The sequence below is a fragment of the Rhodopseudomonas palustris genome, assembly GCF_003031265.1.
GTDB lineage: Bacteria > Pseudomonadota > Alphaproteobacteria > Rhizobiales > Xanthobacteraceae > Rhodopseudomonas > Rhodopseudomonas palustris_H.
Window position 1 is genome coordinate 1,806,885 of the sequence record NZ_CP019966.1, and the last position, 13,811, is coordinate 1,820,695.

The window sequence follows — 13,811 nt, forward strand, 5'->3', positions numbered from 1 at the left end:
GGGAATTGCTAACCGATTTTCCGAAGGCGACGCGACTCTGGTTTCTGCAAACGCTTCTTTCAACGGTCGAGTGATAGGATCGGTTCGCGTTCTGGTTGGCGAAGGTCGGTTCGTTTCCGACCTGATCGGTCAGTTCGGGTGAGGAAAAAGCCGAGCATAAGCGACGCTTTCAAGGAGCTCTGGCAGGCGAGCACGGCGATGGTAGATCCAACCAACCATAATCCGGCGATCGACGTTCTCGTCGTCGACGATGATCCGGTTCAGGGGGCGATCGTCAGCGGTGTCTGCACCAAGCTCGGCTACCGCCCGCACTTTGCCTCGTCCTATCAAGAAGCGGCGGCGCGGCTCGCGACCGGCCGGTTCGATTACATCACGATCGATCTGTCGCTCGGCGATCACGACGGCATCGAACTGCTGCGGCTGATCGCTGAGACCGAAGCCAAGCCGCGTCGGATCATCGTGATCAGCGGATGCGAGGAGCGCATCCTCAATGCCACGGTGAGGATGGCCCACGCCGTGGGGATGCTCGACACCATTTCGCTGCCCAAGCCGATCGATCTGGCGCTGCTGCGCGGTGCGCTGGCGCCGGTCCAGGGAGCCGCGTCGTCGCGGCGCGGCGTTGATGCGCGCCTGTCCGAGATCACTGTGGCAGATATTCGCCGCGGTCTCGACGATGGCGAAGTCTATGCCGCGTTTCAGCCGAAGATTGATCTTTCCACCGGCAAGGTGACCGGCTGCGAAGCGCTGGCACGCTGGGACAGCGCAGCGTTCGGTCCGGTCGGCCCGGATGTGTTCATTCCGCTCGCCGAGCAGGGCGGGCTGATCAAGACGATGACGCTGCGGATGCTGCGCGACTCGATGACGTTCGCTGCCGCGTTTCTTCCGACCGAGCCGAAATTCGTCGTGGCGGTCAATCTTTCGGCCTCGCTACTATCCGACACCGCACTGCCGGAGGAGGTCGAGCACCTGCTCGCCGAGATCGGCGTGCCGGCGCGATCGCTGATGATCGAAGTCACCGAGACTACCGCAATGGCCGATGTCGGCCGCGCCATGGACGTGCTGCTTCGGCTGCGGCTGAAGGGCATCGGCATCTCGATGGACGATTTCGGCACCGGCTATTCGTCGCTGTCGGCGCTGGCGCGGATGCCGTTCAGCGAATTGAAGATCGATCGTTCGTTCGTCAAGGACTGCCTGACCGACGCCGACATGTGGAAGATCGTGTCGTCTTCCGTCGCGATCGCGCATCAGTACAACATGAAGGTCGTGGCCGAAGGCATCGAGGATGCCGCGACCTGGCACGCGCTCGATGCGCTCGGCTGCGATATCGGCCAGGGCTTCGAGTTCTCGCGTGCGTTGCGCCAGGACGCCTTCGTCGAATGGTATCGCGGCTGGATGGCGCGTCCTCCGGCAACGCGGGCGGCCGTGGTGCCGCTGCAGCGCGAGGCTTGAGCACTCAAGCATCGCGCACATCCCGATCCAGCGTCAGCCCGCCAGTTCCACCAGTTGATTGTCGTCGGCCGGCACGCGGCGTGCGGCGGTGAACGCCGCTTTGATCTGCTTGGTCATCGCCATGTATTCGGCTTGCGTCAGATGCGGCGCGGCGTGCTCCAGCTCGCGCGCCAGTCCCGACAGGTGGTCGAGTCCAAAGGTCGCCGCCGCGCTCTTGAGCGAATGCGCCTCTCGTTCGATCCGGCGGCGTTCGCTGGCGATGTTGAGGGTATCGAACAGGGCGATCCTGGCTTCGGTGTCGCGCGCGAACACTGACAGCACCGCCAGTGTCGCATCCTCGCCGATCTCCTCGACCAGATGGCCGAACGCCTTGCGGCCGACATAGAGCTGCCCCGCGCCGGCGAGATCCGACGGCGCTGCAGTCTGTTCGGCGTTGTCAGCCGGGGGCGGAGCGAGCGGCGCCGGGGCGGGCACAAGGCGGGGAGATGTTGTGGCCGGCAGCGGCGGCAGCGCGCGCAGGATCGCTTCGATCAGCGCTTTCTTGCGGACCGGCTTGGCGACATGATCGTTCATGCCGGCGTCCCGGCAGGCGGCGGCGTCTTCTGCGAAGGCATTGGCGGTGAAGGCGATGATCGGGACATTGGCGAGCGCTCCACCGTGTGAGCGGATTGCCCGGGTGGCATCGAGCCCGTCCATTTCGGGCATCCGCACGTCCATCAGCACGACGTCGTAGCTGAAGCGGGTCGCAGCGGTGACCGCCTCGGTGCCGTCGCAGGCCGTATTGGTCTGGACCCTGAACTCGCCCAACATCTGGGCTGCGATCGCCCGGTTGGTCGGATTGTCGTCAACCACCAGCACCCGCAGCGGCCGGCCGGCGGCCTCGATCCGGGCGCGGAATTGCGCATAGACGGTCTGGTCGTCCTGCTCCGGCGGAGCCACATCGTCGGCGATCGGCAGCGTCAGCGAGAAGTGGAATTCGGAGCCTCTCCCCGGCGTGGAGGTCACGCCGATCTTGCCGCCCATCTGTTCGATCAGGCGCTTGCTGATCGCAAGACCAAGTCCAGATCCGCCGAACCTCCGGCTGATCGAACTGTCCGCCTGCACGAAATCCTTGAACAGCGAGTCGATCTTGTCGGGTGCGATCCCGATGCCGGTGTCGGTGACGATCCAGCGCATCCGGGCACTTGTAGCGTCGCGCGAGATGCATTCGGTCGTGATGGTGATCCGGCCGGCGGTCGTGAATTTCACCGCGTTGGAAATCAGGTTGAGCAGCACCTGCCGGATACGGCCGGCGTCGCCGGTCAGCGCCTCGGGGATATCGCCGCGTGTTTCCTGATGGATCACGAGACCCTTGGCGACCGCGCGCGGTCCGATGACGCTGAGTGTGTTGTCGACGATGCTGCGCGGTGCGAACGGGATCGGCTCCAGGCTGAGGCGGCCGGCTTCGAGCTTGGAGAAATCGAGAATGTCGTCGAGGATTTGCAGGAGGTTGTCGCCGGCATCGTGAATGCTGGTCACCGCCTGCCGCTGCTCGGCGTCGAGACGTGTCTCCAGCAGGTTGGTGGCAAGTCCGATCACCGCGTTCATCGGGGTGCGGATCTCATGGCTCATCATCGCCACGAAGCTGGATTTGGCCGCGCTCGCCGCCTCGGCCGCCTCGGCATAGAGATGCTGCTTGCCCCACCAGCGTGCGATCGCCACGCTGCCGGTGATGATGACAAGCGCGCTGATCACCGACATCGCGATCATCAGCGCGGCCATGTCCTGCCAGCTCTGGAGTGCGCTGTCCTCCGGTTGCGTGACACGGACCACGACCGGGTAGTTCGGCAGCATCCGCGTCACACGAAGACGTTTGTTCGACGCCGCAGCCTCCCGCTGGCGTCCCCCTGCGGCCAAGGCTAGGCGGCCGGCGTCGGTCACGACGGTGCCGAGCCGGTCCGAGTGGGGATAGTTGACCAGCAGCGTCCCGTCGGATCGCATCAAGGAGATTTCGGTGCCGGTCCCGGGAGAGGTTGCGGCGAAGAAGTTCTCGAAATACTGCACCGAAATCGCACCGAGCAGCAGGCCGATGAAGCCGCCGCTGGCATCGTTCAGACGGTGCGCGAGGTAGATGTTCCAGGTTCCGGAACCGCGGTTCCGGGTGGGAGCGCTGACGAACGAGGTCAGCGCCGGATCGCTGCTGAGGGCCTGGAAGTAGTCGCGGTCGGAGATGTCGACGTTGGGGATCGGCCAATAGCGCGAGAAATTGATGAGCTTGCCGGTCTCGTCGATCATGGTGACGGCGTCGACCTGCGGCATCCCGGTGATCTTCTCGCTGAGCAGCGAATACACGCTCTGCTGCGACATCAGCCGTCGGTAGGAGGCGCTGTCGGTCACGCCGGCGCGGCTGACATAATCACGAATGCTGGAAAGCAGCAGATCCATCGACTTGAACGACCGATCGGCCTCTTCGGCGAGCGTCAGCGTGTACCGCTCCAGATTGGTCTCTGCCGTCTGCAGCGTGCTTTCGCGCAGGTTGCCGAGGAAGATCAGGTTGGTGCCGACGATAGTGGCGATCAGCACGATCGTCGTGACGCGGAGGGCCACCAGCGATCGCTTGAGGTTCGGGCGGGTCGGCGGCAGCATCGGACGAACGGGCTCCCGGTCAATGATCCGTGGCCGGAGCGGGGCCCCGTCGCGCGCATGTGGCGTCTTGATGGAAGCAGCGCAGCAACGGTGCCGGCCGGAGTTTATCCCCGCGGCCTTCGCCGTTTTGATAGCGCTTGCTTGCTCGAATCCGGTTCATAATGATATTCGGGAACTTAGGTTCTAATCGAGGATATCGGGAAACTCCCGGTCGGTTGGTTCGTACTAGATGAGAGTGTTGCGGGCGACGCTCGAGGCGGGCGCGTACTTAGTAGGGGTGGAAGCAGATAACACCGGCGACCTCGCACGTTTCTGAGATCACCATAACGGTTTGGTGCTGTCTTCGCGTTAACTTGGTTCCCCGTAGAATTACGGGCTGCAGTTGAACGGTACGTTCCATTCAAGGTTTTACCGGGAGGTCGTGTAATGAACGAACAGGCATCGGGAGGAGAAGTCTTCGTTGTCGATGACGATCCGGCGGTGCGCGAGACACTGTCGATCGTGCTCTCGGCGGCGGGCTATCAGGTGATCTGTTTCGCTGACGGTGAATCGTTGCTTGCGGTGGCGCGTAACCGCAGCCCGGCTTGCATCTTGCTCGACGTTCACATTCCCGGTCGGTCGGGTCTCGACATCCTGGCGGAGCTGCACGCTGAGGATTACCCGGCGCCGATCTTCATGATCTCGGGCAAAGGCGACATCGCGATGGCCGTCAACGCCATCAAGAACGGCGCCCTCGACTTCATCGAGAAGCCGTTCCGCGGCAAGGAGATCGTGTCACGGGTGGAGGAGGCGATCGAGGCCTTCTCGCGGCGGCGCGATGCCGGTCAGGGCAGCAAGGCCCCGTCCTACAATTTCCCCGGCAAGGAGCCGCTGACGCTGCGCGAGCGCGAAGTGCTCGAGCTGTTTTCGTCCGGCAATACCAACAAGGAAGCTGGCCGGCAGCTCGGGATCAGCCCGCGCACGATCGAGTATCACCGCGCCAACATCATGAAGAAGCTCGGCGCCCGCAATGCCACCGATCTGGTGCGCATCGTGATGACGGCGCCGAAGTAAGGCCGAAGACCGGCGGCACTCCCCGCCGGTCTCTTGTCGTCGGGTGGCCTTTACATCGTGCCGGGGAACGCGCCGCCGTCGAGCAGCAAGTTCTGGCCGGTGATGTAGCCGGCGTGGACGCTGCACAGGAACGCGCAGGCGGCACCGAATTCGTCCGGCGTGCCGAAGCGTCCCGCCGGGTTTTCGTTTTTCCGCGCTTCCAGGATCTGCTCGGCCGGCTTACCGGACGCCTTCGCCTGACCGGCCGCGACGCCGCGCAGCCGATCGGTGTCGAACGGGCCGGGGAGCAGCGCGTTGATGGTCACGTTGTGGCGGACGGTCTTGCGCGACAGGCCGGCGACGAAACCGGTCAGGCCGGAGCGCGCGCCGTTCGACAGGCCGAGCACATCGATCGGTGCCTTCACGGCGGCCGAGGTGATGTTGACGATGCGGCCGAACTTGCGTTCGATCATCTTGTCGACCGTCGCTTTGATCAGCTCGATCGGCGTCAACATGTTGGCGTCGAGCGCCTTGATCCAATCGTCGCGGGTCCAGTTGCGGAAATCGCCGGGCGGCGGGCCGCCGGCATTGTTGATCAGGATGTCCGGCTCCGGGCAGGCCGCCAGCGCGGCGGCGCGGCCTTCCGGCGTGGTGATGTCGCCGGCGACCTCGATGATCTCGACATCGGGATAGGCCTTGCGCAGCTCCGCTGCAGCCTGCGCCAGCGCCTCTGCGCCGCGTGCAGTCATCGTCACATGCACGCCTTCGGCGGCGAGCGCCGCAGCGCAGCCGCGGCCCAGTCCCTTGCTCGATGCGCACACCAGCGCGCGGCGACCCTTGATTCCCAGATCCACGTTTCACTCCCGGATGCATGGCGATGTCGATGCGGCCGGCACTCTAGCCATCCCGCTCCGGCATGGTAAGGGGAGGGCAACGCATAACGCATCAACGGGAAACGCGGCATGGATCAACTGTTCGACGTCAGCAACGAAGTCATTCTGGTCACCGGCGCATCGCAAGGGCTGGGCCGGCAATTTGCCCGCGTGCTCGCCGAGCGCGGCGCCGCGATCGTGCTGGCCGCGCGACAGATCGACAAGCTGCGGAGCCTGGAACAGGAGATCAAGGACGGCGGCGGCCGAGCCGTGGCGGTGCGGATGGATGTCACCGATCTCGGCGCGACGGCCGCGGGGCTCGATCAGGCCGAGGCCGCGATCGGCCCGATCACCGTGCTGATCAACAATGCCGGCGTCGCCACCGAGAAACTTGCGGTCGATCAGACCGAGGCCGATTGGGACAAGGTGATCGGCGCCAATTTGAAGGGCGCTTACTTCCTGGCGACCGAAGTTGCGCGCCGGATGATCGCACGCCAGCAGGGTGGCAACATTGTCAATATCGCTTCGGTGCTCGGCCAGAGCGTGCTGAAATTCGTCTCGCCCTACGCGATCTCCAAGGCCGGCATCATCCAGGCCACCAAAGCGATGGCGCTCGAACTCGCAAGCTCGCGCATCCGCGTCAATGCTCTGGCCCCGGGCTACATCGACACCGACATCAATCGCGAGCTGTGGGCGACGCCGGCCGGCGAGAAGCTGCTCAAGAGCATTCCGCAACGTCGCGTCGGCCACGAGTCCGACCTCGACGGCGCCATCCTGCTGCTCGCCTCCAACGCCTCGCGCTACATGACCGGCAGCGTCGTCACGGTGGATGGCGGATTCTTGCTGGGGTAGGAGTGTGAGTTCACATCATTGGGGCGCGAGTTATGAATCGTCGAGATGCATATTTTTCTGAGTTAGGAATTGATCCGTCTAAAGACGAAAAGAAACTGGAAGCCGCGCTCAAGCGGGCCTACGAACAAAGATCGTTTGAGATAGAGCATCTGTGGAAGAGAGCGACATTTTTCTGGGGATTTCAGCTTGGTGTGTTCACGGCCTTTGGTTTTGTTTGGAGCCACGCAAAGGCGGAAGGTGGCTATTTGTTGCTTTTTGTATTGGCCGGCGTCGGTGTGTTAACGGCAGCTTCAAATATTGCTGCAGCCCAGGGATCAAAATTCTGGCAGCGCAATTGGGAGAATCACATTGATATGCTGGAGGATGCGCTGGAGGGGCGTCTCTATAAGACTGTTTGGCTTGATCGGGGTGAGGTTAGTTTTTCCGTATCGGAAGTCAGCGAGCGGCTCAATTATTCGTTTGTGTTTTTCTGGTTGGTAGCCGGGGCCTATGTCGCATGCCGTTTTTTGGGGTTGGATGTTCACAGTCTCGATACTTACAGCCTTCGGTATTTCGTAATCTTCCTTGGCGTTATTGCAGTTCTAATTGGCCTTTGGTTTATTCGCAAACGGACCAGAATTACGGGCGTTAAAGTCATTTTCGGAAATGCCGTTAATTGGTCAAGGTGGCGTAGCGATCGTGGGCTGCGATGCTCCAGCGATCAGGATCCTCTAATTGCTTTTGTCGTTCGTGATGCTCCGACCGAACGTAGCAAATGATCTACTGGCACGGCGTCATTGACAGAGTTGGCATCCATTCAGATGTGGCAAGGTGAGTAAGCCACCTCGGCTCACGTTTTATGTCGAGCCTCATGCATTGCGAGGTCCTCGGAACGGCTCGCGTGTAAGGCCAGCACTCAAATCGCCCGCATCTCCTCGCGGATCATGTCGGCGGCTTTCTCGCCGATCATGATGGTGGGAGCATTGGTGTTGCCGCCGATCAAGGTGGGCATCACCGAGGCGTCGACGATACGCAAGCCACCGATGCCGTGCACTTTCAAACGTGGATCGACCACTGCCATCGGATCGCTGCCCATCTTGCAGGTGCCGACCGGGTGATACACGGTGTCGACGCGGGCGCGCAGAATGGCGCGGATGTCGTCGTCGGTGCGGACGTTGGCGGTGAACAGATCCTTCTGCTGCAGCGCGCGTAGCGCCGGCGTCTGCATCAGCCGCTGCGTGGTCTTGTAGCCCGCCACCATGGTTTCGAGGTCCTCAGGATCGCCGAAGAAATTCGGATCGATCCGCGGCGGTGCCAAGGGATCGGCGCTGCTGAGCCCGACGCTGCCGAGGCTCTTCGGGCGCAGCAGGCAGAAATGGCAGGAGAAGCCCGTGCCCCAGTGCCGCTTGCGGCCGTGATCGTCGACCATCGCCATGCCGAAGTGCAGCTGGATGTCCGGCACGTCGAGGTCGGGCCGGGTCTTCAGGAAGCCGCCGCATTCGGCGAAGTTGGTGGTCAGCGGCCCGCGTCCCTCGCGGCGATATTGTCCGATCGTCGACAGCAGGCGCGCGATGCCGGTGAAGCTGGTGCCGGTGAAATACGGGCTGTCCGACTGATAGGCGAAGATGAAGTCCGGGTGATCCTGCAGGTTCTGGCCGACACCCGGCAGATGGTGCACGACGTCGATGCCATGGCCCTTCAGCGCCGCGGCATCGCCGATGCCGGACAGCATCAGCAACTGTGGCGACTGAAACGCACCGGAGGCGAGGATGACTTCGCGGCGCGCACGGATCTCGCGGATCTGGTCGTTCTGCCGATAGGCGACGCCGACCGCGCGTCCGCCTTCGACCAGAATCCGGGTCGCCTGCGCCTCGGTCTCGACCCGGAGATTGCGGCGCGTGCCGATATGCGGATGCACGTAGGCCCGTGCCGCGCTCCAGCGCTCGCCATTGTGTTGAGTGAGCTGATACAGGCCGAGGCCTTCCTGCTCCTCGCCGTTGAAGTCGTCGCGGATGCGGAATTGCGCCTCGCGCGCCGCCTGCAGGAAGATCTCATGCGCCGGATTGTCGGTGCGCAGCCGGTTGACGTGGAGCGGTCCGCTCTGGCCGTGATAGGCGCCGTTGAAGTCGGAGTTGTTCTCCGAGCGCTTGAAGTAGGGCAGCACGTCGGCATAGGACCAGCCGGCGTTGCCGAGTTCGGCCCAATGATCGTAGTCCCATTTGTGGCCGCGGATGTAGACCATGGCGTTGATCGCCGACGAGCCGCCGAGGCCCTTGCCGCGCGGCTGATAGCCGATCCGGCCGTTGAGACCGGGCTGCGGCACGGTCTCGAAATGCCAATTGTTCAACTTGCTCGGCACCATCAGCGACAGCGCATAGGGCGTCTTCACCACCCAATTGTCGGCCGTGCCGCCGGCTTCGAGCAGAGCCACCGATGTGTTGGCATCTTCCGACAGCCGTCCGGCGACGGCGCAGCCGCCAGAGCCGCCGCCGACCACGACGAAATCCACTGTTTCGCTCACGAGCGTTTCCCTCCGGGATATTGTTTTGTTGATTGCCGCCGGCATCTTCGGCCGTGCGGGTCGTCTCTTGTTACGACATCAGGCGCAGCACCTTCGACAGACGCGCGATCTTGGCGCCGTAAGGCGGATACAGATCGGCGAAGCGGTTGTAGGGCGAGCGATGGAAGATCGGCTTCATCTTGGTGAAGGTGTTGAAGCCCCATTCGCCGTGATACGCGCCGGTGCCGGACGCGCCGACGCCGCCCATCGGCTGGTTGGCTTGAGCGAAATGCACCAGGCAGTCGTTGATGGTGACGCCGCCCGAGACGGTCCGCTCCAGCACCTGGTCGCGCGCGGCTTCATCGGTGCCGAACCAATACAGCGCCAGCGGCCGGTCGCGGCCATTGATGAAATCGATCGGCTCGGTCGGTTCGCTGTAGCCGAGGATCGGCAGCAGCGGACCGAAAATCTCCTCCTGCATGATCTTCATCTCGGGCGTGGCACCGAGCACGAGGGTCGGCGGGAATTTGCGTTTGCCGGCCCACGCCGCATCATCCGCGGCCGCCGGCTGCAGCAGCCGTGCGCCGCGGGCGGCGGCATCGTCGACCAGGCTCTTCAGCCGCGCGTAGTGATGCTCGGCGATGATCGAGGTGTAGTCCGGATTGGCCGGGTCGGTGCCCCACATCTGCTGCATCGCGCCCCAGATCTTGCCGGCGAGGGCTTCGACCCGGTCCTGCGGCGCCAGCACGTAGTCGGGCGCGATGCAGGTCTGTCCGGCGTTCATCAGCTTGGCATAGGCGATCCGCGGCGCCACCTCGTCGAGATCGGCGGAGCGGTCGACGATAGTCGGCGATTTGCCGCCGAGTTCGAGCGTGACCGGGGTGAGGTTCTTGCCCGCCTCCGCCGCGACGATGCGGCCGACACGAGTCGAGCCGGTGAACATCAGATGATCGAACGGCAGCCGAGCGAACGCCTCGGCGACGCCGGGCTCGATCCCGGTCACCATCATCTCGCTCGCGTCGAACTTGGCCGCGACAGTCTCCTGCAGCAGCGCGGCGAAGTGGGGCGACAGTTCGCTCGGCTTGATCATCACCCGGTTGCCGGCGGCGATCGCGCCGATGGCAGGCGCGACGGTGAGCTGCAGCGGATAGTTCCACGGCGCAATCACCCCGACCACGCCCAGCGGCTGCGGCAGCAGCCGGTTTTTGCCGGGCAGAAACTGAAGCTGGGTCGACACCTTGCGCGGCGCCATCCAGCGCCTCAGATGCCGCGAGGTGTGTTTGATGTCGCCGAGCAGGCTGAGCGTCTCGGCGATCAGAGTCTCGGTCGAGCTGCGGTGACCGAAATCGGCGGAGATCGCCTGCTCGAATCGTTTCTCGTTGTCCTTGATCAGCGCGCGCAGCCGCGCGAGCCGGTCCTGACGCTGCTCCAGCGTCGGCGGCGGCGCAGCGCGCGAAATGTCGAACATGCGATGAAAGCTGTCGTGGAGCGCATTGCCCCCGAAACCGCCGACCGGCTGGTCCATCTTTCGCTCCCTGCGATGCCCAATTGGTTCGTTACGGGCTGATTTTGCCAAATTCTCGCAGGGGAAGAGGATTCCGGCAACCACACCTGGTTCCGTTCGTCATATAATCTTGAAAATCTTCTCCCAAATCCGCCCTTGGGGCTTTGCAAATCCCCCCGGTGTTGGTAGACACCCCTCGCGCCCCGGGCATTCGCCCCGGGCACCTTCTCAGGAAGCCTCCGGGAGGATCGATCAGCGCCTTTGGGCGTTGATGATCATCGGTTTTCTGAAAGCCGCGCAAAGGTTTAACGCGGGGTGGAGCAGCCCGGTAGCTCGTCAGGCTCATAACCTGAAGGTCATAGGTTCAAATCCTATCCCCGCAACCAAATCTCGATCGTCAGATCAGTGATTAAGCCCGCCTTTGGCGGGCTTTTTCATGTCTTGCGGGCTTACCATCCCCTAATAGGCTGCTAGCACCGCTTTCTTGGTGCTTCCTATATTCCAGGCTGCGGTTCCCCCTTGTTGATATATTGGTAGTACGATGATAGTCTTTCGCCAATGGGTTGCGGTCTCGGGCGATCATATATACCGTTAGATTTGCACAAACGCTGGGGAGCGGGGCATGCTAACGGAAGTCCGGATCGCGGGAGAGGCAAGCTATCCCGCGTCGGGTCAGCAGTTGCTGGATTGCCGGAGGATCAATTTCATTTTCGGCGCAAATGGATCGGGCAAAACAACTATTTCCCGCGTGATTGGTGATCCCTCCCGATATCCTTCCTGCAATCTGACATGGGAAAACGGTAGGGCGCTGGATGCCCTTGTCTACAATTCCGATTTTGCCGGCAAAAATTTCGCTTCCACCATGCCCGGCATCTTCACGCTCGGCGTCGAGTCGAAGGAAACTCTAGAAGCGCTTGAAAAGCTGAAGGGTGAAGAAACCGACTATCTCAACACTCTCGATTCCTTGTTGATCACATTGCAGGGGAGCGACGGTAACGGCGGAAAGAAAGCCGATGCTAAGGTTCTTCGCGGCGACGTTGAGGCAAATTGCTGGAAGATTAAGCAAGCGCATGACGAGTATTTTCAAGCCGCTTTTGCGGGGCTCCGCAATTCAAAGACGGCATTCTGCGATAGAGTGCTATCGGAATATGCCTCGAACACGTCCGATCTGAAGGCGCTTGACGAGTTGAAGACGAAGGCGGCCACCATTTTTGCCGCTGGGCTGGAGCGCCACAACGTCTTCTCTGTTCCCGATTTCAGCGAGCTCCTGACCCTGGAAACGGCGCCTATCCTTTCGAGGAACGTGGTTGGAAAAGAGAACGTTGATATCGGTGCACTTGTCCGGCGGCTCGGCAATAGCGACTGGGTAAGAGACGGTCGTGGTTTTTGGGATCAGAGCAGGCCCGTGTGTCCGTTCTGTCAGCAACAGGTGAAGGCCGATCTCACTAAGAGCCTGAACGAATTCTTCGACGAAGCCTACCTAATCGACATAGCCGAAATCGACCGGCTCCTTCGTAGCTATCGAAGTCTGTCAGAGAACCTGTCAGGGCAGGTTGATGCCATTCTTTCTCGTGCCAGCACGTTTATCAATAATGACGGCCTGAAGCTTGAGGCCGAGCGCCTGTCAGCTCACACAAGCGCAAATATTCTCGCCCTTGAGAGGAAACGGCGGGAGCCGAGCGCTGTCGTAAAGCTTGATCCGATGAGTGAGATTGCCAGCGCAATTCGGACTATTGTGGAAGTCGCAAACGTAGCAATTTCCGATCACAATTCACTTGTTGAGAACGTCACGGCAGAGAGGCAGCTCCTTATCGGGCAAATATGGAGGCGCCTGATCGAAGATCAAAAGGACATGCTCGACCGACACGCGAAGGGGAAGAGTGATCTAGACAAGGCGATCAGCGGACTTCAGAACGGCATTCAGAAGAAGCGCGAGGCTCTTCTTAACGTTCAGGCCAGAATCGCTGAACTCGAAAGGACCATCACGAGCGTTCAGCCGACGGTCACCGAGATCAACGCCATTCTGCAGTCCTTCGGTTTTGTCAACTTCAGGCTACAAACGGCCGGGGAGAAGGGACAATTTTATCAAATTGTTCGAAACGACGGCACCGATGCGGCGCCGACGCTCAGTGAGGGCGAAAAGGGGTTTATTACCTTCCTCTATTTCTACCACCTCATCCGCGGAAGCATGACAACAAGCGGGATCAGCGCGGATCGCATAGTGGTGATCGACGATCCGGTCTCCAGTCTCGATAGCGATGTACTGTTCATCGTTAGCACGCTCATCAAGCGTGTGCTTGAGTTGGCATGTGATGGGTATGACAATATCAAGCAAGTGTATGTCCTTACCCACAATATCTATTTCCACAAGGAGGTTTCGTTTGATCCAAAGCGCGGGCAGGAGTGTCGCGCTCATGAGGCGTTCTGGATCGTTCGAAAGGTGAATGGGGAGTCCCGCATTACCCGCTATCAACACAATCCGATCAAGACGTCTTACGAGCTTCTCTGGGCCGAGGTGCAAAATCCGGATCGATCACGTTTGACCATCCAGAATACATTGCGGCGGATCGTCGAAAACTACTTCAAGATTCTTGGGAATATGGACAAAGACGAAATCATTGAGATGTTTGAAGGTCGAGATAAGCAGATTTGTGGATCGCTTTTCTCCTGGGTCAACGATGGTTCGCATGCGGTTCACGACGATTTGTATATCTCTGCTGATGATAGGGCGATGGATAGCTATTTGCGCGTGTTCAAGGAGATTTTCGAGAAGTCACATCATATCGGCCATTACAACATGATGATGGGGATTCCGCCGGTCGAGCCGGGTGCCGTCGTTGCGGTTCCGCCAGCACCGGCAATAATGGCGGCAAATTAGTTCGACTGCAGATCTGGTGAGCTTCAAATCTGTCGCGGCGGCAGACCGTCCACCAGATTGCATCTCACGTCTCTCCGCGCAACCAAGCCAGTCGTAGCCTATGATTTGTCGCCTTCCGGC

The 13,811-nt window shown here is 61.3% G+C and carries 9 protein-coding genes and 1 tRNA gene; 6 read left to right on the plus strand and 4 right to left on the minus strand.

Annotated features, from left to right (window positions below):
- Window positions 1-198 precede the first annotated feature (198 nt).
- Window positions 199-1,449, plus strand: a complete 1,251-nt coding sequence (locus RPPS3_RS08395) for an EAL domain-containing response regulator (protein WP_107343663.1) — start codon at window positions 199-201, stop codon at window positions 1,447-1,449.
- 33 nt (window positions 1,450-1,482) lie between these two features.
- On the opposite strand, the gene RPPS3_RS08400 is transcribed toward RPPS3_RS08395, so the two are convergent.
- Window positions 1,483-4,074, minus strand: a complete 2,592-nt coding sequence (locus RPPS3_RS08400; protein WP_107343664.1) for a hybrid sensor histidine kinase/response regulator — start codon at window positions 4,072-4,074, stop codon at window positions 1,483-1,485.
- A 426-nt stretch (window positions 4,075-4,500) separates the two neighbouring features.
- On the opposite strand from RPPS3_RS08400, the gene RPPS3_RS08405 reads away from it, so the two are divergent.
- Window positions 4,501-5,127, plus strand: coding sequence for a response regulator transcription factor (locus tag RPPS3_RS08405; protein WP_107343665.1), 627 nt, complete (start codon window positions 4,501-4,503; stop codon window positions 5,125-5,127).
- 50 nt (window positions 5,128-5,177) lie between these two features.
- Here RPPS3_RS08405 and RPPS3_RS08410 read toward each other — a convergent pair whose 3' ends face one another.
- Complete coding sequence (locus RPPS3_RS08410) at window positions 5,178-5,960, minus strand: SDR family oxidoreductase (protein WP_012495252.1); 783 nt, start codon at window positions 5,958-5,960, stop codon at window positions 5,178-5,180.
- A gap of 108 nt (window positions 5,961-6,068) precedes the next feature.
- On the opposite strand from RPPS3_RS08410, the gene RPPS3_RS08415 reads away from it, so the two are divergent.
- A complete protein-coding gene (locus RPPS3_RS08415; protein WP_107343666.1) occupies window positions 6,069-6,830 on the plus strand; it encodes an SDR family NAD(P)-dependent oxidoreductase in 762 nt (253 codons plus the stop codon).
- 32 nt (window positions 6,831-6,862) lie between these two features.
- Window positions 6,863-7,588: a hypothetical protein gene (locus tag RPPS3_RS24460; RefSeq protein WP_159060657.1), complete on the plus strand. Its 726-nt coding sequence runs from the start codon at window positions 6,863-6,865 to the stop codon at window positions 7,586-7,588.
- 137 nt (window positions 7,589-7,725) lie between these two features.
- Here RPPS3_RS24460 and RPPS3_RS08420 read toward each other — a convergent pair whose 3' ends face one another.
- Together RPPS3_RS08420 and RPPS3_RS08425 are read right to left on the minus strand one after the other, a co-directional pair.
- Window positions 7,726-9,330, minus strand: coding sequence for a GMC family oxidoreductase (locus tag RPPS3_RS08420; RefSeq protein ID WP_107343667.1), 1,605 nt, complete (start codon window positions 9,328-9,330; stop codon window positions 7,726-7,728).
- A 70-nt stretch (window positions 9,331-9,400) separates the two neighbouring features.
- A complete protein-coding gene (locus RPPS3_RS08425) occupies window positions 9,401-10,834 on the minus strand; it encodes a coniferyl aldehyde dehydrogenase (protein WP_107343668.1) in 1,434 nt (477 codons plus the stop codon).
- A 288-nt stretch (window positions 10,835-11,122) separates the two neighbouring features.
- On the opposite strand from RPPS3_RS08425, the gene RPPS3_RS08430 reads away from it, so the two are divergent.
- Window positions 11,123-11,199 (plus strand) — tRNA-Met (locus RPPS3_RS08430).
- 236 nt (window positions 11,200-11,435) lie between these two features.
- Window positions 11,436-13,691, plus strand: a complete 2,256-nt coding sequence (locus RPPS3_RS08435; protein ID WP_107343669.1) for an AAA family ATPase — start codon at window positions 11,436-11,438, stop codon at window positions 13,689-13,691.
- Window positions 13,692-13,811: the final 120 nt, after the last annotated feature.